21 protein-coding genes and 1 tRNA gene are annotated in these 23,893 nt (G+C 70.1%); 10 read left to right on the forward strand and 12 right to left on the reverse strand.

Annotation, left to right across the window (positions count from 1 at the left end; genetic code table 11):
- The first annotated feature begins 145 nt into the window (after positions 1 to 145).
- On the forward strand, positions 146 to 565 hold the full coding sequence (locus ON30_RS20215; RefSeq protein WP_040709055.1) for a pyridoxamine 5'-phosphate oxidase family protein: 420 nt from the start codon (positions 146 to 148) through the stop codon (positions 563 to 565).
- A gap of 122 nt (positions 566 to 687) precedes the next feature.
- Here ON30_RS20215 and ON30_RS37625 read toward each other — a convergent pair whose 3' ends face one another.
- Positions 688 to 1,155, reverse strand: coding sequence for a nuclear transport factor 2 family protein (locus tag ON30_RS37625; RefSeq protein ID WP_083911557.1), 468 nt, complete (start codon positions 1,153 to 1,155; stop codon positions 688 to 690).
- 476 nt (positions 1,156 to 1,631) lie between these two features.
- Between ON30_RS37625 and ON30_RS20220 the strand changes: the two genes are divergently transcribed.
- The gene (locus ON30_RS20220) at positions 1,632 to 2,645 is read left to right on the forward strand and encodes an oxidoreductase (RefSeq protein WP_051029578.1); all 1,014 of its coding nucleotides are present in this window, start codon (positions 1,632 to 1,634) and stop codon (positions 2,643 to 2,645) included.
- A 166-nt stretch (positions 2,646 to 2,811) separates the two neighbouring features.
- Positions 2,812 to 3,429 carry a Uma2 family endonuclease gene (locus tag ON30_RS20225; RefSeq protein ID WP_040709057.1) on the forward strand — a complete coding sequence of 206 codons (618 nt, stop codon included), beginning with the start codon at positions 2,812 to 2,814 and terminating at the stop codon, positions 3,427 to 3,429.
- Between the two features lie 282 nt (positions 3,430 to 3,711).
- Here the strand turns inward: ON30_RS20225 and ON30_RS20230 are convergent.
- Positions 3,712 to 3,784, reverse strand: a tRNA-Ala gene (locus tag ON30_RS20230).
- Positions 3,785 to 3,902: 118 nt separating this feature from the next.
- Here ON30_RS20230 and ON30_RS20235 point away from each other — a divergent pair.
- Positions 3,903 to 5,372, forward strand: a complete 1,470-nt coding sequence (locus ON30_RS20235; RefSeq protein ID WP_040709059.1) for a DUF222 domain-containing protein — start codon at positions 3,903 to 3,905, stop codon at positions 5,370 to 5,372.
- 70 nt (positions 5,373 to 5,442) lie between these two features.
- Here ON30_RS20235 and ON30_RS20240 read toward each other — a convergent pair whose 3' ends face one another.
- From ON30_RS20240 to pgm, 6 genes are all read right to left on the reverse strand, one after another.
- Positions 5,443 to 6,141, reverse strand: a complete 699-nt coding sequence (locus tag ON30_RS20240) for a DsbA family protein (protein WP_051029583.1) — start codon at positions 6,139 to 6,141, stop codon at positions 5,443 to 5,445.
- Between the two features lie 97 nt (positions 6,142 to 6,238).
- A complete protein-coding gene (locus ON30_RS20245; RefSeq protein ID WP_040709061.1) occupies positions 6,239 to 7,312 on the reverse strand; it encodes a polyprenyl synthetase family protein in 1,074 nt (357 codons plus the stop codon).
- Positions 7,309 to 9,579: a terpene synthase family protein gene (locus ON30_RS20250; protein ID WP_051029585.1), complete on the reverse strand. Its 2,271-nt coding sequence runs from the start codon at positions 9,577 to 9,579 to the stop codon at positions 7,309 to 7,311. Before ON30_RS20250 ends, ON30_RS20245 begins: the two co-directional genes overlap by 4 nt.
- Positions 9,580 to 9,605: 26 nt before the next feature.
- Positions 9,606 to 10,643, reverse strand: coding sequence for a polyprenyl synthetase family protein (locus ON30_RS20255; protein ID WP_040709063.1), 1,038 nt, complete (start codon positions 10,641 to 10,643; stop codon positions 9,606 to 9,608).
- Between the two features lie 318 nt (positions 10,644 to 10,961).
- Positions 10,962 to 12,440 (reverse strand): MFS transporter, encoded by a 1,479-nt coding sequence (locus ON30_RS20260; RefSeq protein WP_083911537.1) that lies wholly within the window; start codon positions 12,438 to 12,440, stop codon positions 10,962 to 10,964.
- The gene (pgm, locus tag ON30_RS20265; protein WP_040709064.1) at positions 12,433 to 14,073 is read right to left on the reverse strand and encodes a phosphoglucomutase (alpha-D-glucose-1,6-bisphosphate-dependent); all 1,641 of its coding nucleotides are present in this window, start codon (positions 14,071 to 14,073) and stop codon (positions 12,433 to 12,435) included. Before pgm ends, ON30_RS20260 begins: the two co-directional genes overlap by 8 nt.
- A 565-nt stretch (positions 14,074 to 14,638) precedes the next feature.
- On the opposite strand from pgm, the gene ON30_RS20270 reads away from it, so the two are divergent.
- Positions 14,639 to 15,913 (forward strand): lipase family protein, encoded by a 1,275-nt coding sequence (locus ON30_RS20270; RefSeq protein ID WP_083911538.1) that lies wholly within the window; start codon positions 14,639 to 14,641, stop codon positions 15,911 to 15,913.
- Positions 15,914 to 15,993: 80 nt separating this feature from the next.
- Here ON30_RS20270 and ON30_RS20275 read toward each other — a convergent pair whose 3' ends face one another.
- Positions 15,994 to 17,496: an MFS transporter gene (locus tag ON30_RS20275; RefSeq protein ID WP_040709065.1), complete on the reverse strand. Its 1,503-nt coding sequence runs from the start codon at positions 17,494 to 17,496 to the stop codon at positions 15,994 to 15,996.
- Between the two features lie 135 nt (positions 17,497 to 17,631).
- On the opposite strand from ON30_RS20275, the gene ON30_RS20280 reads away from it, so the two are divergent.
- Together ON30_RS20280 and ON30_RS20285 are read left to right on the forward strand one after the other, a co-directional pair.
- On the forward strand, positions 17,632 to 18,309 hold the full coding sequence (locus tag ON30_RS20280) for a TetR/AcrR family transcriptional regulator (RefSeq protein ID WP_040709066.1): 678 nt from the start codon (positions 17,632 to 17,634) through the stop codon (positions 18,307 to 18,309).
- 93 nt (positions 18,310 to 18,402) lie between these two features.
- Positions 18,403 to 19,698 (forward strand): D-arabinono-1,4-lactone oxidase, encoded by a 1,296-nt coding sequence (locus ON30_RS20285; protein ID WP_040709068.1) that lies wholly within the window; start codon positions 18,403 to 18,405, stop codon positions 19,696 to 19,698.
- 12 nt (positions 19,699 to 19,710) lie between these two features.
- Here ON30_RS20285 and ON30_RS20290 read toward each other — a convergent pair whose 3' ends face one another.
- Positions 19,711 to 20,475 carry an SIR2 family NAD-dependent protein deacylase gene (locus ON30_RS20290; protein WP_040709069.1) on the reverse strand — a complete coding sequence of 255 codons (765 nt, stop codon included), beginning with the start codon at positions 20,473 to 20,475 and terminating at the stop codon, positions 19,711 to 19,713.
- A gap of 127 nt (positions 20,476 to 20,602) precedes the next feature.
- Here ON30_RS20290 and ON30_RS20295 point away from each other — a divergent pair, with 127 nt between their 5' ends.
- The 3 genes from ON30_RS20295 to ON30_RS20305 all read left to right on the forward strand — a co-directional run bounded on the left by ON30_RS20295 (position 20,603) and on the right by ON30_RS20305 (position 22,644).
- Complete coding sequence (locus tag ON30_RS20295) at positions 20,603 to 21,514, forward strand: oxygenase MpaB family protein (protein WP_040709070.1); 912 nt, start codon at positions 20,603 to 20,605, stop codon at positions 21,512 to 21,514.
- A 272-nt stretch (positions 21,515 to 21,786) separates the two neighbouring features.
- Positions 21,787 to 22,200, forward strand: a complete 414-nt coding sequence (locus tag ON30_RS20300) for an arsenate reductase ArsC (RefSeq protein ID WP_040709072.1) — start codon at positions 21,787 to 21,789, stop codon at positions 22,198 to 22,200.
- Positions 22,201 to 22,251: 51 nt separating this feature from the next.
- Positions 22,252 to 22,644: a VOC family protein gene (locus ON30_RS20305; RefSeq protein WP_040709073.1), complete on the forward strand. Its 393-nt coding sequence runs from the start codon at positions 22,252 to 22,254 to the stop codon at positions 22,642 to 22,644.
- 7 nt (positions 22,645 to 22,651) lie between these two features.
- Here ON30_RS20305 and ON30_RS20310 read toward each other — a convergent pair whose 3' ends face one another.
- Both ON30_RS20310 and ON30_RS20315 read right to left on the reverse strand, forming a co-directional pair.
- A complete protein-coding gene (locus ON30_RS20310) occupies positions 22,652 to 23,359 on the reverse strand; it encodes a DUF6597 domain-containing transcriptional factor (protein WP_040709074.1) in 708 nt (235 codons plus the stop codon).
- Positions 23,360 to 23,392: 33 nt separating this feature from the next.
- Positions 23,393 to 23,890 (reverse strand): hypothetical protein, encoded by a 498-nt coding sequence (locus ON30_RS20315; protein ID WP_157183786.1) that lies wholly within the window; start codon positions 23,888 to 23,890, stop codon positions 23,393 to 23,395.
- Positions 23,891 to 23,893 lie beyond the last annotated feature (3 nt).

Here is a 23,893-nt window from a genome sequence, read left to right on the forward strand (position 1 = left end):
CTCCCGCCCGAAATACCCGACACCCAGCGGAGCAAACGAACCGCCGGCCCGTGGACTCGCCCACATGCCGCCGCTTGCTCCGGGCGCGCCCCCGTCGTGTTCCCCGCGTCTCCGGCGCCGGTCGCGCTTCGGGCAGCATGAACCGATGGTGCGAGCACTCCTGGACGTCGAGATCACCGAACTTCTGCAAGCCGACACCGTCGCCCGCCTGGCGACCATCGACCCCGACGGCTACCCCCACGTCACCCCGATCTGGTTCCTCTGGACCGCCGACGCGTTCCATTTCACCAGCTACCGCGACCGACCCCACCTCGACCGCATTCACGCCGACCCCCGCGTCGGCCTGGTCATCGACATCGAAGACGAACTCCGCGCCGACGGCGAACGCCCGAACCGCCAGGTCCGCGTCACCGGCGACGCCGTCCTCACCCCCGACACCGACTACCTCTGGACCGATCGCATCCGGGCCAAGTACCTCGGTGCCGCAGGCGACCGCCCGCGGAACCGCGAACGAATCCTGATCACCGTGCGACCACGCGAAATCGTCGCGGTCGCGAGCGTCTGACAGCCGAGGGTTCCAGAGCATCGCGATTCGTTTGCCAGAATCCCATTCTTCCGAGTGTGTGTATCGGCGCGCACGTGACCGAGGATACGAAGGACTACTCCAGCCGCCTCTGGACCGGTACTTCACCTTCGTGCGGTGCGCACTGCACGGAATAAACGTCCGCCTCTCGCGCCGGGGCGTCGGAATGCGCGGCGAACTACGGCGGGATAGCGAAGTAGCCTGGGGCCCATAACAACTCCCAGTAGCGTCAGGCCGAGCCAAGGCCGAACATGGGGAGTCAGTGTCCGGATGCGTCCTTCGTCGTCGTACTCGATCAGAATCGCGTCGCCGATCCGTACTCCCAGGACGCGAGCATCGGCGACGGCGACAGCCGTGTTCCCCTCGCGAATTCGATGACGCCAGGTCAACCCGGACAGTGCGGGCAGCAGGATCGAAAACAGCACCCGCAGATCGTCGTGGCCGCGAAAGACCGCTCGCCCCGCCAGTGGCGAGACCAGTGCGGCGTCGGGGGCCAAAGTGGCGATCACGGCGTCGACGTCGCCCGCCTCGGTCGCGGCGCAGAATGTTGAGACCACGTCATTGGTCGTCAAGGTCGCCCCTTCGGTCGAGCTGTCGCCGCCTCCGTCTGGACCATCGAGTTTCCCGAGCCTGCCGCACGCGGCCATCAGGGTCCGCTGCGGCAGCCGCTGTCGTCGCGATTCACAACTCCGGTCGGTCCCGCCAGGCTACGCGTGGGATCGATCCGACTCTGGGAGGGCTGGAACGGCGGGCCCTCCGCCTGCTCGTTCACGCCAACAACGATCGGCGCGCTCACCCTTCCTGACGGCATAGACCTGGGGCCGCTTCGACCGCGGCTGCGCTCGGTCATCGGCACCAAGGATCGCAAGGTCGGACGGGCTTCGGCGGAACGGTCCCGCCACCTCTTTGCAGGACTCCCGCGCCGCCGGACAGTTGTCCGCCAACGGTTCCGAGTATTCGTTACCCGGCCGTCACCGCAAGGATGCCGGGCCGTCTCGGCGATCCGGTTGAGTCGCGCGCAACACGATGGCGATCGAGAGGGCGAATCATGGTTTCGGGACAAGCAATTCGACAGGACTGGACGGAGGCGTCGGTTCCCGACTGCACCGGACGCGTCGCCGTGGTGACCGGGGCGAACAGCGGCATCGGCTTCCAGACCGCGCGAATCCTGGCGGCGCGCGGCGCGCGGGTCGTGCTGATGTGCCGTGACCTCGACAAGGGCGCGGCGGCCATCGCACGTATTCGACAGGACACACCCGACGCCGAATTGTCCTCGGTGGCATTGGACCTGCTGTCACTGTCCGCGATTCGCGAGGCAGCGGACCGCGTCCGCGCCGAACACCCCCGAATCGACCTGCTGTTCAACAACGCGGGAACCACGTTCACCCAGCGCACCACCTCGGCGGACGGATTCGAGGCCACCCTCGCCACCAACCATCTGGGCCCGTTCGCGTTCACAGGTCTGCTGCTCGACCGGCTCGCTCCGGTGCCGAATTCCCGGATCGTGACGGTGAGCAGCCTGACCTACAAACTCGGCCCGCTCGACCTCGACGATCTCCAGTCCGAGCGCGGCCGCTACCGCAACATGCGCGTGTACGGCCGCTCGAAACTGGCCAATCTGCTGTTCACCCTCGAACTCCAGCGCCGCCTCGCCGCCGCGGGCGCGCCCACCCTCGCCACCGCCGCGCATCCCGGCTCCGCACACACCTCCTTCGGCGACCACATGGGCCCGCTGTCGCGCCGCCTGAACTCCGGCGCACTGCGCCCCCTCGCGGCCTGGACCCAACAGCCCGCCGACCGAGCCGCACTCCCATCCTTGCGCGCCGCCCTCGACCCCGAGGTCTCCGGCGGCGACTTCTTCGGCCCCTCGGGCTGGGGCGAATTCAAGGGCTACCCGGTACTTTCCGAGATCGCCCCGAACGTGATCGACCCGCAGGCGCAGGAACAGCTCTGGCTCGAATCCGAACGCCTGACGGGAGTGGTCTACGACTTCGAGTCCGCTGTACACGGATCGGCCACCGAGGAACCCAGTCACCTCCCACTGTCCACCCCGGCCGGGTAATCCCGAACAGCACCTCCACGTGTCAGCCCTGGACGACTCCCTCTCGAGGCTTGGACCTGGCCCCTTCGGCTAACGACCACCACGCAACCGCTGGCGGCTGTATCGCTCATGGTTGAACTAGCCTGGGTGGTGAGTACGTTCCCGGGTGACTGCTGTAGGAGGAGCTGTGGATGCCCGCGGTGAACAGCGGCTGACGGCTGAGGAGTTCCTGGCTGCGGACCCCGGAGACCTCGCCGCGCGGTTCGGCGGGCCATTCGAGCTGGTGGATGGTCTCGTGGTGCGCTGTCAAGCGCAGAGTCGAGCCCATGACCGGGTGATCCACCGACTCCGACGGGCGCTCGAGGACGCGCACACACCGAACGAACCGTGCCTTGATACCGAGTCCGACACTCCCGTCCGTTTCCCCGACGCCGACGGCGCGCCCGCGGATCGGCGAGCGAACTTCCGGTTCCCCGATCTCATGGTCATCGACTGCGGCCGATGGGATGCCACGACGGTCCTGTCACACATCCGCATGGTCGTCGAAGTGGTCTCCCCCGACAGCATCGGCGACGACACCGAATACAAGCGGAAGCTGTACGCCCGCTCGGGTATTCCGGTGTATCTCGTCATTCACTTCGCCGATGATCGGGAAACCGTCGAGCGTATCGACGAGTTCCGTCTCGACTGGTCCAACAAGCGGTACGCGCTGCACCACGAGCATTGGGACGAACTCGTCGTGGAGGAGCCGATCAAGATGCAGCTATCGTTCACCGACATCGACGGAGTGCGCCGCGAGGAGTGACCGGCTGCTCGAAATCGAACCAGTAATGCGGAGAGAGCCGAGCAGACATTTGCCCGGTATCGATTCATGCGTCGATCTATTGGCCGAACGATCGGCAAGCCCTGATCGGACGACCTCACCCCTTGCCGACATCGCCGCCCACATCTCCGCCAGCGGCAGCGATCATGGCCGCAGAACTCTTGATCAAGATCGTCAGCCGCACGCCGCCATTCCGACGGGTCAACTCTTGGCGGAGAAACAAAAGACCAGGTCCACACACTGTGGACCTGGTCTTTTGTCGGGTGGAGCTAAGGGGACTCGAACCCCTGACCCCCACACTGCCAGTGTGGTGCGCTACCAGCTGCGCCATAGCCCCGGATGTTCGCGCTCGGTTTCCCTCGCGCTTGAAGAAAGTTACACCACGGGCACGTCGGCCTCCAAATCGACTGGACAGAGGCTTGGCGGGGCGGCGGGCACGGGTTAGGATCGAACACATGTTCGATGACAATCGGATCTCCCTCATGGACTTCGGGGCCATGAGTGACGAAGGGTTGGTCGAGGCGTTGCGGCGGGCGCACGGGGCCGTGGCCGTGGCGCAGGCGGCGGAGGTGTTCGCGGCGCGGGAGCTGTATCGGCGGCGGCGGGCGGAGAATGTGCAGCCCGGGCCCGACGGGGTGCGGGCGGGTGAGTTCGCGGTCTCGGAGGTCGCGGTGGCCCTGCACACCGACGAGGCGACGGCGGGGGCGCTGATCGATATCGGGTTGGCGTTGGAGGAGTCGCTGCCGCAGACGCGGCGGGCGTTCGCGGCCGGGTGGTTGGATCTGGCGAAGGTGCGGGTGATCGTGGATTGCACACGGTCGCTGGCGACGGGGGTGGTCGACGTGGTCGAGCAGCGGTTGATCGACAGCGCCTCGCGCAGTGATCCGCGGCGGCTGCGGCAGACGGCGCGGCGGTGGGTGGCGCGGGTCGATCCCGGTGGGGCGCGGCGGCGGCGTGAACTGCGGCAGGACGAGCGGGATGTGCGGATCAGGGCGGTCCAGGACGGGATGGCGGTGTTCGACGGGTTGCTGCCCGCCGTCGGGGCGCAGACGGTGGGGATGCGATTGCGGGAGATGAGTTTGCAGGTGTGCCAACACGATCCGCGCGGCATGCCGCAGCGACGCGCGGACGCGCTGGTGGCGTTGGCGGACGGGTCGGGGCGGTTGCGCTGCCGGTGCGAACGCGGACCGCGGTGTCGGGTCGCGCGAGTGCCGGTGGACACGCCGCGTCGGGCTCTGGTCCAGGTCGGGGTGTCGGCGGAGACGTTGCTGGGGTTGCGGGACGATCCGGCTCAGCTGGCCGGGCACGGGCCGATCGACGCGGCGCTTGCGCGAGCGATCGCGGGGCACGCGCGGTTCCAGGTGGTGCCCGAACGAGAGGCATCAGAAGAACGATCGGACGCGCCGCGCACCTCGGTCTCGCGGCGACCGCCGAGTCCCGGACGGCAGCCGTCCGTTCCCGCCTCCGGCCGTGACCTCTCGGCGGGAAGTCCGACGGACCAGGGCGCGATCAGGCCCGGTACGGAATCGCGCCCGAGGGTTTCGGCACGGGAGACCCGGGCGTTGGACGGGCAGTGCCGCTTTCCGGGCTGCGTGGTTCCCGGCGCGGAAGCCGAGACGGCCCGTCTCGACGGCTTCGTGACGCTCTGCTCGCGTCATCTGCGCCTGAGCACCGCGACGGGGTGGCGGGTCGGCCGCGACGGTGAGCGGGTGCGCTGGACGGCGCCGACCGGCGATTCGCACACCACGACGCGCGAGGGTGCGCGATACCTGTTCCCCCACAACGACACCGGTGCGATGACCCGGGACCGCGTGGGGGACAGGCCGCGGGCGGAGGAGTTGTGTTTCCCGCTGGCGGGTCATGTGCCCACGCACCGGCAGTTGTCGCGGTCGTCGCCGGAGGACGACCTGCCCGAACGGCGCTGATCACAGCGCGGCGCGGTCCGCTGCCCGGTTCGAATGAGGGGGATCTGGCATCGGACCGCGCGTTCGCGCGTCAGCGGGCGGTTTCGACCACCCAGTTCTCGTTGTTGACGTCGAGGCGGGTGGGTCCGGCGAAGACCGCCGGGGTGGCGGCTTTGCCGTCGAGCAGACCGTTGAGTTGGTCGAGCGCTGCTTTGGCGTGGGTGCGGGCGGCTTCGACGCGGGCGCCGGTGGCGACGCACTGCACGGTCTCCTCCCCCGCGCCCGCGTCGCGGGCCAGGTCGGCCAGTTGCTGGTTGGTGAGGTCGCCGCCTTCGTCGGGCTGATCGGTGACGAACAGTTTCTCGTGGAAGGCGGCGTAGACGGGGCCGGACCCGGCTTCGGCGACGCATTCGTTGGCGGCGATGGCGCGGGTCGAGTAGTCCTTGCTGCTGGACTTGGGGTCGAGGAAGTTCACGAACCGGTAGCGCACGGCGAGCGCGCCCTCGTCGACGGCCTGGGCGAGTTCCTGGGAGTAGACGCGCTCGACCTCGCCGCAGGCGGGGCACATCGGGTCCTCGTAGAGGTCGATCGTCTTCTTCGCGTCGACGCGGCCGAGTTGCACCGCCCCGTCGGGCGCGAGCACCGACACCACCGCGGGATTGCGCACCACGCCGTAGCCGTCGTTGCGGACCTCGGCCTCGTCGCGGGTCCAGCGCATCACCAGGATCACGACGAGCGCGATCAGCACCACGGCGACCGCGCCGAGGGCGTAGGTGGTGGTGCTGGACATGGGCCGCGGCGTGTACTTCTGCGGGGATTCGCTCACCCTGACCACTTTGCCGGCACCCCGGCGCGGCGGACCCCGATGGGCGGTGTGTCCGGCCGGGTCAACTGGTCCGCCGGATCGCGGCGTCGGCGATGCGGTGCAGCGCCGCGATGACCGGCGGCGGAAAGGGCGCGTCGGCCAGGGCGGCGGCGGCCTGTTCGGCGCGCGCGGCGATCATGGCCTCGACGCGCGGTTTCGCGGTCGCGGACAGGAGGTCGCGGCAGACGGCGGCGGTGTCCTCGTCGAGGTCGGGATCGCCGAGCGCGGTGCGCAGGCGGTGCGCGTCGGCCGGGGTCGCGTGTTCCAGGGCCAGCGCGATCAGGGCGGTGTGTTTGCCCTCGCGCAGATCCTCCAGATTGGATTTGCCGCTGCGCGACGGGTCACCGAAGACGCCGAGCAGATCGTCGCGCAACTGGAACGCCTCGCCGACCGGGCGCGCGTAGGCGCTCAGGGCGGCGCGCACCTCGCGGTTCGCGTCCCCGAGTGCCGCGCCGAGTAGCAGCGGACGTTCGCAGGTGTAGGCGACGGTCTTGTAGCGCACGATCCGCATCGCCCGTTCCAGGTCGGCGTCGGGTCGGGCGGTGGCGAGCAGGTCCAGGTATTGGCCGTACATGACCTCGGCGCGCATCGAGTCCAGGACGGGCAGGGCGGCGGTGAGCTGGGCGGGGGTGAGCCCGGCGGTGTGCAGGAGTTCGGCGGCCCACACCATGGTCAGGTCGCCGAGGACGATGGCCGCGTCGACGCCGAACCGGTCCGGGTCGGGCCGGTCGCGGTGCCGTGCGCTCAGCGCCCGGTGGACGGTGGGGCGGTCGCGCCGGGTGTCACTGGCGTCGATGATGTCGTCGTGGATGAGGACCGCGGCGTGGAACAGTTCCAGCGACGCCGCGGCCCGCACGACGGGTGCGGGCGCGTCCAGGTCGGCCGCCGCCGACCAGCCCAGCACGCACAGCACCGGCCGGAGGCGTTTGCCGCCGGCGAACAGGAACTCCTCGAGGGTGTCGATGACTTCGTCCGGAAGTCGCCGTGCCGCACCGCTTCCGGCCTTGGCGCGCACGAAGGAGGTCAGCGCCGCGTCGATCCGGGCGCGCACCGCGTCCAGGTCGGGGACGTGCGCGGGAAGGGTGAGGGTGGTCATCGGGGCACCGCGCTCTCATCGGTGGGGGTGAGCAGGCCGTCGATCCGCACCGCGCCGGTGCCGAGACCGGACGGGCGCAGCAGGGCGGTCAGGCGTTGCTGTCTCGGCACGGTCTCGCGAGCGCCGGGACGGTAGCGGGCGTCGAGTTCCCTCTCGGTGTAGCGGCCGGTCTGCTCGTGCCAGTGCGCGATCGCGGCCATCCAGTCGCGCAGTTCGGCGACGCGGCGGTCCAGCGTCTCGCGGGCGAGTTGTCCGAGGTCGGACTCCGCGTAGAGGGTGGGCAGATCGGTGGCGACGATGCGGTCGAACTGTTCGATCCGCGCGGTCATCAGATCCGCGACCATGTCGATCGCCTCGTCGTTGCCGCATTCGAAGAAGGTGCGCAGGACTCGGACGCCGTTGTGTAGATCGCCCTCGTACTCCGTCTCCTTGCGGTAGGAGAACAGGTCGTTGAGCAGCGTGGCGTAGTCGGTGGCGGTGTTCTCCAGGTCGCGCAGGGTCTGCGCGCGGTAGACCTCGGGCGGCACCAGGTCGCCGTGCGAGAGGCGCGACATCGTCTTGGTCAGGTCCGATCCGAAAGTGCGCCTGCGCATCTCGAAGTAGTCGACCGGGTCGGGGATGCGGTCGACCACGTCGTTGGCGACCTCCCATTCGCAGCCTTCGACCAGGTGCATGACCGAGGTGTGCAGTTCCAGGCGCTGCGAGGCGTTCAGGTCGCCCGCGGTGCGCCGCCACAGGTCGGCCAGTCCGCGTTCCAAGGTGTTGACGGCCGGCGGCGACGGGGAGTCGTCAAGGGGCATGAACAGCGCGAAGCGCTCGGTCTGCGCGGCCGCGGCGGCGAGGTCGCGGCGACGGCCGAAGACCTGCGGGTAGTAGTCGTCGAGGTAGGTGCCCCAGGCCAGCCACGCGGCGGAGTTGTCGAGTTCCTCGACGGTCGCGTCGGGGTCCATGCCCGCCGAGCACAGCGCGAAGTCGAACTGGCGCAGGTCGTTCGGCGTCCACAGCGGCATCCCGCCCAGCGCGGGCACGGGTTCGTGCAGCCCGATCGACTCCCCCCAGGCCAGCAGGGTGCGCCGCGCCGAATCCAGCAGCGGGTTCAGCCGCAGCGGGTAGGGCATCGCGACCGCGGGTGGCGGCGTCGGGCCCACCGACTCGAAGCGGGTGTGCACGAGACCGCGGGTCCGCACGTGTTCGGCGCGCGAGGACGGGCGCGGCAACCGCGTCACCGCCGAACCGATGCCGGGCAGCGCGCCGTCCGTGCCCGCGGCCGCGCCGCCCTTGTTCATGTAGCGACTCGACCGCAGATGCCATTCGTGACCGCCCGCCTGCCAGTCCTGCAACCCCTTGGCGTAGGCGTAGACGGCCATCTGCTCGGAGATCTCGACCGTCTCGCGGGCGAACAGCGCAGGGACCTCGGTCAGCGCGGTGTGCTCGAACTGTTGCAGCCGCGAGGTCAGCAGGTCGTTGACCAGGTCGGCCGCGCGCTGGGTGTCGCAGCCGATGAACCGCTCCACCACCAGCACCGCGTTCGCGTTCTCCCCTTCCGAACGCACCTCGCGTTCGTAGGAGAACAGGTCGTTGCGCAGGTGCACGGCGTCGGCGAAGGTGTCGCGCAACACCTCCAGCGGCCTGGTCGCCGCGAGATGATCGGGGATCTCCGCGCCCACGGCGTGCTCGACCAGTCCGGCCGACCACGGCGCGCCGCCGACCTGCCTGCGCATCTCGATGTATTCGATCGGATTGGCCACCCGGCCTTCGTTGATGTTGGCCAGTTCCCAGCGCGACTCCTCGAGCAGCGCTCTGGTGGTCTCGGCGAAACGCCGCCGCCAATCCTTCGACATGGTGGGCACGGTGCGCGTCCACAGGTCGGCCAGGCCGAGTTCGACGGGGTTGGTCGGTTCGGGCATCGGTTCGTCCGACAGCGGCATGAACGCGCGCAACCGGTCCAGGTAGTCCTTCGCGCCGACGGTGTCGCGGGTGCGTTTGAACAGTTCCAGGAAATGGTCGTCGAAGTAGAACACCCAGACGTACCAGTCGGTGATCAGCGCCAATTCGCGGGCGTCGCAGTCGGGATGGGTGTAGGCGCACAGCAAACCGTAGTCGTGCCGCTCGAGATCGGTCGCGTCCCAGATGTGATGGCCGGACTGCTCGGCGAAGAACCCCATCTCGGCCGCCCACCGCCGTGTGTGCGCACGCGCGGAATCCAGGTGCGGATTGAGCCGGGCCGGGTACGGCATGTAGAACTCGGGAAGCTCGAAGGGCTGCACGGTATCTCCTGTTCTCGACATGTCGGTCACCGGTTCCGGTGCGAGACCAGATGGGCGAGGGTGATCAGATCCGCGGCGCGGGCGGGGTCGGCGAGGTTGTCGACGGCGGCGCGCACGTGCCGTTCGGCGTCGAGCAGCGCCCGGCGTCGGCCACCCGCCGACTCCACCAACCGCGCGACCCGCTCGGTGTCGACGGCGGCGCCCGTCTCGTAGACGGCGGCCAGTTCCGAGGCGGCGGAGGTGCCCGAACCGAGCGCCGCGAGCACGGGCAGGGACATGCTGCGGCGGGCCAGATCCCGGGCGGGTTTCCCGGTGACGCCCGGATCGCCCCAGATCCCCATGAGATCGTCGACGAACTGGAAGGCCATCCCGAGATCCCGGCCGAACGCGGTCATCCCGGCGACGGTGTCGGCGTCCGCGCCCGCGCACAGCGCGCCCAGGGCGCAGGCGCACCCCATCAGCGAGCCGGTCTTGGCCATCGCCATACGCCCGTAGGCACCGAGGTCGACGCGCACGCCGGGCCCGGAACGGCAGTCCTCGTGCTGGCCGCGGCACATCTCGATGACGGTCAGTTCGATCTCGGCGACCGCGGCGGCGGCCACCGCGGCCGACAGTCCGCCCACCAGCGTGCGCACGGCCAGCGCGTGCAATGCGTCGCCGAGCAGGATGGCGTCGGCCGGACTCCACACCGTCCACACCGCCGGGCGACCGCGACGGTTGCGGTCGCCGTCCATGACGTCGTCGTGCAGCAGCGTGAAGTTGTGCACCAGTTCGACGGCGGCCGCGGCGGCGACGGCGGCGCGTGGCGGCGCGCCGCAGGCGGTGGCGGCGCTGACCGTCAGCGCCGGACGCAGCGCCTTGCCCGCGCGCGCCGAGACCGGTGCGCCCTCGGCATCGCACCAGCCGAAGTGGTAGCCGCCCATGGCGCGCAGCGGTTCGGGCAGGGTGGCGACCGCCTCCCGCAGCGCGGGTTCGTACAGAACCCGGGTGCGCGCGAGGATCGCCTCGGCGCGCTCGGTCGCCGAATCGGTCGAAGTCGTTGCGGGAACTGCCGATTCACTCATCATTGGTCCTCATCTCGAAGGGCCTGACCTGCCACGGGGCGAACACGGCGGCACGGATCCGGGGGATCCACCGCGCCGCGGGGACGAGCGAGCCGAACGAAGAACCGGAGACCGACTGCCTGCGAACCTCGGTTATTCGAACGAATTAACCTACGGGACAGCACATTCCGAACGGGTTAGATGGTAGGGCCGCGGACCCGGTTATCGCGTGGGAAACCCCGAACATCCCGTTCGGTCCGCTCCGCGGATGGTTACGACACGAACACGATCGAATCTCGCTGCGGCAACAGCGAGTACGGCCCGGCGACGCAATCCGCGTCAGTGGTGCGCGGGCCGGTCCGCGCACCCTTCGGGCGAGGTGGCATGCGCCTTCCCGGCGGCCTCACGGCCGACTCCCTCGACGGCGGCGTCCGCGGAAACGGAGCCCTCCGGGGCGGAGTCCGGTGACGAGGAGTCCCGGCCGGTACCGTATTCGCGCCACGCGGAATCCGCGGACGCGCTCTCGGTGACGGCCGCGGACGCGCTCTCGGTGACGGTCACCGCGTCGGCGAAGGATTCGGCGTCGGCCCGGGTCTCGGCGTCGGCGACGGTCTCGAGCAGAACCGGGCGGTCCCGGCGCAAGGGTTCGGGCACCACTGCCCAGTACAGCGCGGCCAGCGCCAGCAGCGCGCCGGTGACGGGCAGCGCTACGCCGAAGGAGGTCCGTTCGGCCAGCGCGCCGATCGCGATCGGCCCGATGACGGTGCCGAGGTCGGCGGCCATCTGGAAGCCGGCGAGCACGGGTCCGCCGCGTGCCTTGGGGCCGATGATGTCGGCCAGCGCGGCCTGCTGGGCGGGGGTGAGCATGCCCGACCCGATGCCCGCGACCACCGAGGTGCCCAGCAGCCAGACCAGATTCGGCGAGTAGCCCAGGCCCGCGGTGCCCACCGCGCAGATCAGCGCGCCCGCCACCAGGAACGGTTTGCGCCCCCAGCGATCCGACAGTCCGCCCGCCCAGAACAGCACCGCCACATTGCCCGCGGCGAACGCCGTCAGCGCGACGCCCGCCATCCCGGAGGGCTGGTCGAGCACCTCCACCACCAGCAGCGGCACCAGCGCCATCCGCACGCCGAAGATGGCCGCGCCGTTGGCGAAGTTCGACCACAGCACCGCCCGGTACTCCGGCCGCCGCAGCGCCGCGGTGAAACTCATCAGACGCAGTTCCCCCGACAGTTCGGGGGCCGCGAGTCGGGAGTTGCGCAGACTCAGGTGCACCGCGAGCGTGGTGATCAGCAGCGCGACCGCGTAGATCACGAACGGCGCGCGCAACCCGAGGCCGGCCAGTCCGCCGCCGACCAGCGGACCGCTGACCGACCCCACCAGGAAACTCGTCGACCACAGGCTCGACACCCGACCGCGCTGATCGGACGGCGCGATCCGGATCAGCAGCGCCAGCGAGGACACCGTGAACATGGTCGACCCGATACCGCCGACCGAGCGCAACACCAGCAATTGCCAATAGGTCTGGGCCAGGGCGCTCGCCCCGGTGGAGGCCGCCACGATCAGCAGACCGCCCAGGTAGACGCGGCGTTCGCCGAGGCGCTGCACCAACCGTCCGCTGACCGGCGCGAACAGCAGTCGCATGGCCGCGAACGCGCTGACGATCGCCGAGGCCGCCGCCACGCCCACGCCGAAACCGCGGGCGAACTGCGGCAGCACCGGTGCGACCAGGCCGAATCCGATCGCGATGACGAACGCCGCGCCGACCAGCACCCAGATCTCGCCGGGCAGCGCCCGAGCGCCGCCGGGCCTACTCACCCGTCAGCGCCTGCCCCACCAACTCCTGCGCGGCCGCCTGGACCCGGACCAGGTGGTCGGGACCGTGGAACGACTCGGCGTAGATCTTGTACTTGTCCTCGGTGCCGGAGGGCCGCGCCGCGAACCAGGCGTTCTCGGTGGTGACCTTCAGCCCGCCCAGCGGCGCGCCGTTGCCGCGCGCCCGGGTGAGCACGGCGGTGATCGGTTCGTCGGCGATCTCGGTGGAGGTGATCATGTCCGGTGTCAACTTCGCCAGCAGTGCTTTCTGTTCCGCGGTGGCCGCGGCGTCGATGCGGGCGTAGGCGGGAGCGCCGTAGCGACGCTCGAGTTCGACGTAGCGGGCCGAGGGACTCTGCCCGGTGACCGCGGCCACCTCGGCGGCCAGCAGGGCCAGCAGGATGCCGTCCTTGTCGGTGGTCCACACGCTGCCGTCGTGGCGCAGGAACGACGCGCCCGCGCTCTCCTCGCCGCCGAAGGCGAGACTGCCGCTGAACAGGCCGGGCACGAAATACTTGAAACCGACCGGCACCTCGTGCACGTCGCGGCCCAGCACCCCGACGACGCGGTCGATCATCGAGGAGGTGACCACCGTCTTGCCGATCTTGGTCAGCGCGTCCCAGCCCATCCGGTTCGCGATCAGGTACTCGATCGCGACCGCGAGGAAGTGGTTGGGATTCATCAGCCCGCCGTCGGGGGTGACGATGCCGTGGCGGTCGGCGTCGGCGTCGTTGCCGGTGGAGATGTCGTAGTCGTCCTTGATCGCGACCAACCCGGCCATCGCGTAGCGCGAGGACGGGTCCATGCGGATCTGCCCGTCGCTGTCGAGGGTCATGAACCGCCAGGTCGGGTCGACGAACGGGTTGACGACCTCGATCTCGAGGTCGTAGCGCTGGCCGATCTCCTCCCAGTAGTCCACGCTGGCGCCGCCCATCGGGTCGGCGCCGAGGCGGATGCCCGCGCCCCGGATCGCGTCCAGGTTCAACACATTGGGCAGGTCGGTGATGTAGTGGTCGAGGTAGTCGTAGCGCTGCACGCTCGACTTCATCGCCGCGCCGAGTGTGACCCGCTCGACCCCCGCGAGTCCGCCGCGCAGCAGTTCGTTGGCGCGCGCGGCGATCGCGTCGGTGGCCTTGGTGTCGGCCGGGCCGCCGTGCGGCGGGTTGTATTTGAAGCCGCCGTCGCGGGGCGGATTGTGCGAGGGTGTGACCACGATGCCGTCGGCCTGATGCCTGGTGCCGCCGCGATTGTGGCGCAGCACAGCGTGACTGAGCGCGGGCGTCGGGGTGTAGCGGTCGCGGGAGTCGATGATCGCGGTGACGCCGTTGCCCGCGAGCACCTCGAGCGCCGTCGTCCACGCGGGTTCGGACAGCGCGTGGGTGTCACGGGCCAGGTAGACCGGGCCGGTGATGTCGCGGGTGGCGCGGTATTCCACGATCGCCTGGGTGATCGCCAGGATGTGCGCCTCGTTGAACGCCGCGTCCAGACTCGACCCGCGATGGCCGGAGGTGCCGAACGCCACCCGCTGGCCCGGGTCCTCGGGATCGGGCACGCGGCTGTAGTACGCCGTCACCAGGTGCGCGATGTCTTCGAGGTCGGTGGGCCGTGCGGGACGCCCGGCTCGATCATGGGCCATGCTCGGGTCTCCCTTCCGTGTCGGCTGCGCCCGGCTCGTCATCAGGATCATGTCCGCGACCGCCCGGTCGCGTCGTCGAGCGCGCCGAGCCCCGCCGAACCGACAATGTTAACGGTCGCGGTCCCGGACGGCAGCGCCGCCCGGAAACAGCTGCCGACGGGGCGATCCGCGCGGCGGGATCGTTCGTGCGCCCTCGCGACCCGCATGCCTGACCCCTTCCGTGAGCGTTCCAGGTTATCGGTCCCCCGGGGGACGCCGCGCGCCCCCGCGACCGCCGCACCGGATTCGAGCAGTCTACGAATCGCACGCCGGTGTGGCGAAAAACCGGTGCGCGGTCGGGCGCGACGAACCCGGCCCCGGGTGCGATCATGATCGGTGCAGTCGGCGTCGAGCCGACCGCCGTCGGTTCGACTCTATCGGTCGGCCGCCGGACCGATCCGCGCCGGGACGCGACGCGAATCCTCCGCGGTCCCGATCGGCGCGGGCCGACGGCCCCTCGACGATCCACGATCCACGACGGTTCCTCATGTCCCATCCATTCCCTCACCCATTCCGGGAGCGATTCATGGCGGCACGACAGCCCGACACCACCGCGGCGCGACGACCCGCGCGCACACCGTCGACCGACGGAACGCGGCTACGACGGGCACCTTCGACACGGGGGCTACGGCGACTGGCCGCGGCGGCGTTGTCGGCGGCCGCGTTCGGCGTCGCCTTCGCCGCCCCGGCGCCCGCCGCGCCGCTCTACCCGACTCCGGACCCGGACGCTTTCTACTGGGCCCCACCGGATCTCGCGAACTTCCAGCCCGGCGACGTCGTGCGCAGTCGCGTGGTCTCGGCCGCGGCCTTCCCCGGTGCGACCGCCTGGCAGTTGCTGTTCCGCACCACCGATTCGCAGAACGCGCCGATCGCCGCGGTCACCACGGTGCTCGTCCCGCCGGGCGGGGGGAACAACCGTCCGCTGGTCTCCTACCAGCCCTTCGTGAATTCGCTGGGCACCCGGTGCGCGCCCTCGCACACCCTGTTCGACGGCGGTCTCCAGGAAGCGCCCGCGCTGAACGTGCTGCTCGCGCGCGGATGGGCGTTGGCCGTGCCCGATCACCTCGGCCCCACCAGCGCCTACGGCGCCGCCAAACTGGGCGGTCGCATCACCCTCGACGGCGTCCGCGCGGCCAAGCGTTTCCAGCCCGCGGGGCTGGCGGGCAGTCCGGTCGGGATGGCGGGCTATTCCGGCGGCGGCATGGCCACCGGGTTCGCGGCGGCGCTGGCCCCGGAGTACGCACCGGAACTGCCGATCGTCGGCGTCGCGCAGGGCGGCGTCCCGGTCAACATCGGCAAGCTCGCCCTGGAGGTGGGCGGTACGCCGAATCCGTTGTTCGGCTTGGGTTTCGCCGCCGCGATGGGCTTGGAACGGGAGTATCCGGACCAGTTGGTGATGGATCGCATCCTGAATCCGCAAGGCGCGGCGCTGCGGGCCCGACTGGTGAACGCGTGCACCGAGGAGATCATCGCCGCCGGCGCGAACCGCAGCTTCGACGAGGTGTTCACCGGCGGGATGGAGGCCGACGACACCACCGTGCGCATCCTGCACGAGAACAGCCTCGAAACCTTCCCCGGCGTGCCGCGCACCCCGGTCTACCAGTGGCACGGCGCGGCGGATCAGGTGAGTCCCGCTCTGGTGCGCGAGGTTTCGGGCCGCTACTGCGCCTCGGGCACGCCCGTGCAGTTGGACATGATCCCGGGCGCCGACCACGCCTCCGCCATGCTCCAAGGCATTCCGCGCGCCTTCGACTACCTCGGCGACCGATTCGCGGGCGCGCCCGCGCCGACCAACTGCTGAGACCGCCGACGAGGCAGCGCCCGCGTCGAGTGACGCGGGCGCTGCCTGTCGAGCCGTAATTATCTCTCGGAGAGCAGTTCTCAGTGCGCGAGCACCGGCTCTCCTTCGGCGGGCACGGGCGCTTTGTTCGGCAGCAGCACCGCGGCCAACGCGGCGCCGACGACGAAGATCGCGGTGGCCCACCAGAAGCTGGTCGTGTAGCTCTCGATCTGCGCCTGGGCCAATGCGGTCGGATCGGTCGGGCGCGAGGCCAGGTAGTCCGAGGCGGCCGAGGCGGCGATGGTGCTCAGCAGCGCGGTGCCGATGGAGCCGCCGACCTGCTGGCTGGTGTTGATCATCGCCGAGGCCACGCCCGCGTCCTCGTGCTGGACCGCCGAGGTCGCGCCCTGGAAGGCGGTGGACATCGCACCGCCCAGCCCCAGACCCATGAGGATCAGCGCGGGCAGCACATGGGTGACGTAGGCGGTGTCCAGCCCGATGCTGGTCAGCCAGCCCATGCCCGCGGCGGCGATCAGGAAGCCCGCCGTCACCACGACCTTCGGTCCCACGCGCGGCAGGATCAGCGACGGGGTGGTGGTGGAGGACACGATCATCGCGGCCACCATCGGCAGGAAGGCCAGACCGGTGGTGATCGGGGTGTAGCCCAGGCTCAGCTGCAAGTAGTAGGTCAGGAACAGGAAGATGGCGAACATCCCGATGCCCATCACGAACACCGTCATGTAGGAGCCGCCGCGGGTGCGGTCGAGCAGGATGCGCATCGGCAGCAGCGGGTGGGCGACCTTGGTCTCGACGACGACGAACACGGCCAGCAGCGCGGCGCCGCCCAGCAGGAACGCCAGGGTGACCGGGTTGGTCCAACTGGTGGTCTCGGCGTGGGAGAAGCCGTAGACGATGCCGAACAGCGCGGCGGTGACCACGGCGGTGCCGGGGATGTCGAGTTCGGGCCGCTGGGTGACCGTGTGCTTGGCCAGCAGCGCGACCGCGCCGACCAGTGCCACGGCGGCGAAGAGCAGGTTGACGAACATCACCCAGCGCCACGAGGCCCATTCGGTGAGCATGCCGCCCAGCAGCAGGCCCAGCGCGCCGCCGGTGCCCGCGACCGCGCCGAAGATGCCGAAGGCTTTCGCGCGTTCGGCGGGTTCGGTGAAGGTGACCGTCAGCAGTGAGAGCGCGGCGGGGGCGAGCAGCGCGCCGAAGACGCCTTGGCCGACGCGGGCCGCGACGAGCATCTCGAAACTGGTGGCCGCGCCGCCGAGGGCGGAGGCGACCGCGAAGCCGATCAGGCCGACGATGAAGGTGTTGCGGCGGCCGAACAGGTCGCTGAGGCGGCCGCCGAGTAGCAGCAGGCTGCCGAAGGCCAGCGCGTAGCCGGTGACGACCCACTGCCGGTCGGCGGCGCCGAAGCCGAGGTCGAGTTGGGCGGCGGGCAGGGCGATGTTCACGACGGTCGCGTCCAGCACGACCATCAACTGGGCGACGCCGAGCACGGCGAGCACCCACCAGCGCAGGGCGTGCGAGCCCCGCTTGTCGGACTTCTTCTCGATGGTCGGGGGCGCTGCCCCCTGATCGATGGCGGTAGTCATAGGTCCCCTCTATGTCTGTGCGCGGCTTTGGACTCTTGGCTTATACGGAGATACCATCTCCGCTTATACATCGACGATAACAGAAGAACGGAGGTACTACCTCCGCTTAATCCCGGTCGTTGGTAACATGTCGGTGTGAATCACGCCACGGCCCCCGCACCGCCCCGCCGCCTGCGTGCCGATGCCGCTCGCAATCAGCAGCGCATCGTCGCTGCCGCGCGCGAACTGTTCGCCGATCACGGCTTGGAGATCACCCTCGACGACGTCGCCGAACGCGCGGGCGTCGGCGTCGGCACGGTCTACCGCCGCTTCGCGAACAAGAAGGAACTGATCGCCGAGGTCTTCGAGCAGAACGTCGCGGAATTCGCGGCCGCCGCCGAGGAGGCCGCCCGCCACGACGACGCCTGGCTCGGCCTGGTCCAGTTCTTCGAGTACGCGTGTCGACACCTGGCCACCAACCGCGGCTTCAGCGAGGTCATGCTCGAACTCGAAGAGGACGACGTCGACCGGTTCGCCTCGGTGCGCGATCGGATGAAGCCCACCATCGCCGGCGTGATCGAACGGGCCGCCGCCGCGGGCGCGCTGGCCCCCGGGGTGGAGGCCAGCGATTTCTTCGCCCTGATCCACATGGTCGACGCCATCGCGGAGTTCTCCAAACCGGTGAATCCCGCTACCTGGCAACGGTATATGGCCATCGCGCTCAACGGCGTCCGCTCGGATTCGGTGCCGCGCCGCGAGTTGACCGCGCCCCCGTTGACCGACGACGAGGTCGACCAAGCCAAAACGCACACATGCGTGGGCCGTCGACGCTGATTCCGCGCCACCCCGGGAGCCCGGGCCAACTTCCCGCTACGAAATTCGCCAACCGGTGGCGCGGGTCACCCGCCGTGACCTAATGTTGGTCAAATGACCAACTGGGTGAACTGGGCGGGCGATCAACGGTGCGCGCCCGCGACCGTCGCCTCACCGCGCGACCTCGCCGAAGTCTCGGGCGTGCTGACCGAGGCCGCCGCGCGCGGCAGCACCGTCCGCGTCGCCGGAGCGGGGCATTCCTTCACCGACGCCGTACTCACCGACGGCGTGCTGATGGATCTGTCGCGGATGAACCGGATCCTCGACATCGACGGCTCGACCGGACTGGTCCGCGTCCAGGGCGGCCTCACCCTCGACGCCGCGAGCGCGGCCCTGCACACCGCCGGACTGGCCTTCCCCAACCTCGGCGACATCGACGTGCAGACCATCGCCGGAGCCACCGCGACCGGCACCCACGGCACCGGCGCGCGCCTGCCCAACCTCTCGGCCGCCGTCGAATCGGTGCAGGTCGCCCTGGCCGACGGCACCCACGTCGAACTCGACGCCGCGAGCGATCCGGACGGGTGGCGCGCCGCGCGGGTCAGCGTGGGCGCGCTCGGCGTGGTCACCGCGATGACCTTGCGCATGGTGCCCTCTTTCGTCCTCGAGGGCGTCGAGCGACCCGTTCCCGTCGAGGAGGTCCTCGCGGACCTGGACTCCTACCTCGACGACAACGACCACTTCGAGTTCTACATGTTCGCCCACAGTCCGATCGCGATGACCAAGCGCAACAACGTGGTCGACCTGGTCGAACAACCGCGCGGCAAGGCGGTGGACTGGCTCGCCGACATCCTGTTGTCCAACCACACCTTCGACGCGCTGTGCAGGCTGGGCCGCGTCCAACCGCGGCTGATCCCGTGGATCCACCGCGGCGCGGCGCACGCGGGCAGCTACCGCCGTCAGGTCGATCGCTCCTACCGGGTCTTCGCCTCCCCCAGGCTGTTCCGGTTCACCGAGATGGAATACGCCGTCCCGCGCGAACATTCGGTCGACGCGATCCGCGAGATCAAGGAATTGACCAAGCGTTTCCACGTCACCATGCCGATCGAGGTCCGCTGGGTCGCACCCGACGACGCGCTCCTCTCGCCCGCTGGCGGACGCGAGACCTGCTACATCGCCGTGCACCAGTTCCGCGGCGCGGAATGGGAACCGTATTTCCGTGCCTGCGAGCAGGTCTTCGACCGCTACGCCGGCCGACCGCACTGGGGCAAACGGCACTTCCAGACCGCCGCGACCTTGCGCGAGCGCTACCCGGACTGGGAGCGTTTCGCCGCGGTGCGCCGCCGCCTCGACCCGAGCGGCCTGTTCGCCAACGACTACGTGCACCGGGTGCTGGGCCGGCTCGACTGAACCGACCGGTTCTCAGCCCGCGACGTCTTCCCGCGCGGCCAGCAGTTCGGCGACCAACCGCGGCACGGCCGCGCCGATCGGTTCCCGCACGACCTCGGTGGCGATCGAATCGTAGGGCGTGGGTTCGTTGTTGACGATGATCAGATCCGCGCCGTTGCGCACCGCGATCGCGCACATCGAGGCGGCGGGTTCGACCTGCAACGAGGTGCCGATGGCGAAGAACAGGTCGCTGGTCTCGGCCGTCAGCGTCGCCTTCAGCATGCTGCGCGGTTCCATCTGCTGCCCGAACATCACCACCCCGGCCTTGAGGACGCCGCCGCAGTCCGGGCAGGGCGGATCGGCTTCGCCCGCGGCCACGCGGTCCAACGCGGCGGCCATACTCGTGGCGTAGTCGCATTCGACACACACGACGTCGAACATGTTGCCGTGGATCTCGATCACCCGATCGACCGAGGAACCGGCGCGCTGGTGCAGGCGGTCGATGTTCTGGGTGATGATCGTGACCGCGCGGCCCGCCTTCTCGAGATCGGCGAGCGCGCGATGGGCCGCGTTGGGTTCGGCCCGCCAGGCGGGGTTGTCGCGGCGGGCGAGCCAGGAGCGCTGCCGGAGTTCGGGGTCGGCCAGGTAGTTGTCGTAGGTCGACATCAGTTCGGCGATCGGGTCTTCGGTCCAGACTCCGCGCGGGCCGCGGAAGTCGGGAATGCCGGAATCGGTGGAGATGCCCGCGCCGGTCAGTACGCCGATCCTGCCCCGCCGTTCGCGCCACTCGCTCGTCATACTGTCGAGGGTAGGTGCGGTGGCCGGTCTCAGCCGGCGATCTTCGTCCATACCAGACAGAGAAGATGAGACGTTGCTATGCTAATTATCTCATCTTCCTTACCTCGGTAGATCAAAGGAGATCGCAATGACCGCGTCCACCGCAGTCGAGACCATCGAGGCGCGCGACCTGCCGCCCCGCCGTCCCTTCGGACCCGGATCGCGGATGTGGGACGAGACCGGCCTGGTCACCTTCTCCCTGACCGCCGGAGCCGCGTTCCTGCTCCAGACCATGGAACCCACCATCTCCGCGGTGGTCGACAAGCACTCCACCTTCCGCACCGATCCCACCGGCCGCGCCCTGCGCAGCCTCGCCTCGGTGATGATGTGGGTCTACGCGGGCGAGGAAGGCGTCGCCGAAGCCGACCGCCTGCGGTCCATGCACGCCACGCTCAACACCACCACCCCCGACGGCGTGCGCCACACCGCCCTGTCCAGCGGCCCGTGGGCCTGGGTGCTGCACACCGGCACCTTCGCCTTCACCACCAACTCCAAGTACTTCGCGCGCACCCCGCTCACCGAACAGGACAAGCAGGACTACTACGCCGAGGCGGTCCAACTGCTGCGCAACTTCTCCGTGCCGCCCAAGGAGATTCCCGAGGACTTCGCCGCCTTCGAGAAGTACTTCCAGGACATGCTGGAGAACCACCTGGTCGCCACCGACACCGCGCGCGACTACCTGCGCACCATCCGCTCGGTCGGCGCGCCCAAGCAGCTACCCCGCGCCCTGGTCCCCGTCTGGCGGGCCGCCGTCGCGCCGATCGGCAAGCTCCAGCACTTCGTCACCATCGGCACCACACCCGAGATCGCCCGGCAGAAGCTGGGACTCGAGTGGACCGAGGAGGACGAGCGCAAGCTGAAGATCATCGGCCGCGTCATCGCCTACGGCCTGCCCCTGCTGCCCGAACGCCTGCGCTACTTCCCCATCGCCTACGAAGCCCGCCGCCTCGAACGCGACCGCGCCCGCCTGCGCGCGGTCATCACCAAGCGCCCGATCTGAGCCGCCCGCCCGTTCAGGGACACGCTCGGGACGCTCCCGTCGCCGCACCGCGCACCGATGTCCGGTGCGCGGTGCGGTTTTTCGAGCGCACCCCCTCCCACCAGCGCGGCAATCGCGGGGCAACCGTCGCCGATCGGGCCCAAGCGGCGTCAGAGGTGCCCGTCCCGAACGGCCGTATGTCCGTATCCCTTACGCTACGACAGCGTTTCGGCACCGACCGGGCGTCACGGCACACCCCTGGTTCGTTCGTTCTCCACACCGAAAGGCGCTCGATGGCCCACACACCCAGTGTGCTTTTCGTCTGCGTACGCAATGCCGGCTCCTCACCCATGGCCGCCGGATTCCTCACCGCGCTCGCGGGCGAGCGCATCGAAGCCCGTACCGCCGGCAGCGACCCCGCGGGCGCACTCGATCCCGTCGCCGTCGCCGCCATGGCCGAGGTCGGTATCGACATCTCCGGCGCGACCCCCAAGGGGCTCACCGACGAAGCCGTCGGCCTGTCCGACGTGGTCGTCACCATGGGCTGCGGCGAAGCCTGCCCGTACTTTCCCGGCATCAGCTACCGCGACTGGGTCGTCCCCGACCCGACCGGGCAGAGCATCGAGGTCGTCCGCACGGTCCGCGACCGGATCCGCATCCTGGTCGAGAACCTCATCGCCGAACTGGTTCCCGCGCCCACGCACTGACTGTCCGATTCGTTCAAGACGGACCGCGACGGCCCCGCCTACGCTGCCGGTATGACTCCACAACTGGACTTCATCGGCATCGTCGTCTCCGACATGGCCGCCTCGCTGACCTTCTACCGCCGCCTCGGCCTGGAATTCCCGGCGGGCGCCGAGCAGGCCCCGCACGCCGAGGCCACCACCGCGAGCGGCGTCCGTCTCGCCCTCGACACCGAGGACACCGTGCGCTCATTCCACCCCGAGTGGACCGCCCCGCGTGACGCGGGCCGCGTCGCCCTCGCCTTCCGCTGCGCCGATCCCGCCGAGGTCGACGCGGTCTACGCCGACCTGACCGGCGCGGGCTACCGCGGCGAACTGAAGCCGTGGGACGCGCCGTGGGGGCAGCGCTACGCGGTCGTCAACGATCCCGACGGCAACGGCATCGACCTCTACGCCGCACTCGGGTAGGGCCCCGCTAGATACCGAGCAGCAGACCGAGCGGCATGCCCGCCAGGGACCGCACCTCCCGGGACAGATGGGCCTGGTCGGCGAATCCGGTGACGGCGGCGACCTCGGCGGGCGCGGTCCCGTTGCGCGCCAACGCGACCGCGCGGCGAAAGCGCAGGATGCGGGCGAGCGTCTTGGGACCGTAGCCGAAGGCCGCCAGCGAGCGGCGGTGCAGCAGGCGCGCGTGCAGGCCGGTGCGCTCGACCGTCTGGGCCACCGTCAGGCCCGCGTTCGCCGCGGCGACGATGCCGCGCAGCACCGGGTCCGGCGGGTCCGTCGCGGCGGCCCGCTCCAGCGCCACCGCCTCGAGCGCGCCGAGCCTGTCCCGCGCGTCGTCGATGGACTCGGTCAGCGCGCGCACCCGCGCCGCGGGCCACAGGTCGGCGAGCGCCACCCGACGGTCGCGCAACTCCTCGGCGGGCACACCCAACAACGCGGGCGCGGTGCCCGGGTAGAAGCGGATGCCGGCGAACTCGGCCCCGACCGGGGCCTCCGGCTGGAACGCCGTGGTGTCCGGCCCGGCCACGACCAGCGCGCCCGAGCGCCACATCAGGTCGATACAGCCGTCCGGCAGCACCGGAACACGCGCGTCACCGGGAGCCAGGGTGCGCTGCCACAGCACCGCGCCGGGCAGGCGCGAATCCCGCTCCCGATAGGCCGTCGTCGCCGTCCGCACACCCCGAGGCTACCCAGCGCGGCGGTCGGGCGATCAGTTCGGGATCGGGGTCACCCCGCGCGGGGCGACCAGCACCTCCCGCTGCCCCTCCGCGGGCAGGCGCGCACCGGTGTCCTTGCACGCGACACTCACCTCGGCGGCGGGCGGTGAGGAGAACGTCCACAGGGTGACCCACTCCGTACCGCCGATTTCCTCGCGCTTCTTCAGGTCCGAGGAACGCAGATCCTCATTGCGGCCGGAGCCGTCGGTTACCGTGCAGCGCAATCCCGTCAGCGCGTCACCCCACCCGGCGGGCGCTTTGATGTCCATGACGGCGTCGGCGGGCACGACGACCGTTCCCGACTGCCCCACCGGAATCCGCGTCCCGGCCGAAGCGGGCGGCGCGGGTTCGGCGACGGGCTCCGGCGGCGGGGGCTGCGGAGCCTCGACGGTGGTCGGCGCCGCCGTGACGGACGAGGTCACGGCCGCTTCGGAAGAATCGTCGCCGGAACAGCCCGCGACGGTGGCGGCCAGCACCAGAGGCGCCGCCATCCA

Origin of the sequence: Nocardia takedensis NBRC 100417, from assembly GCF_000308695.1 — a bacterium.
Classification (GTDB): Bacteria; Actinomycetota; Actinomycetes; order Mycobacteriales; family Mycobacteriaceae; genus Nocardia; species Nocardia takedensis.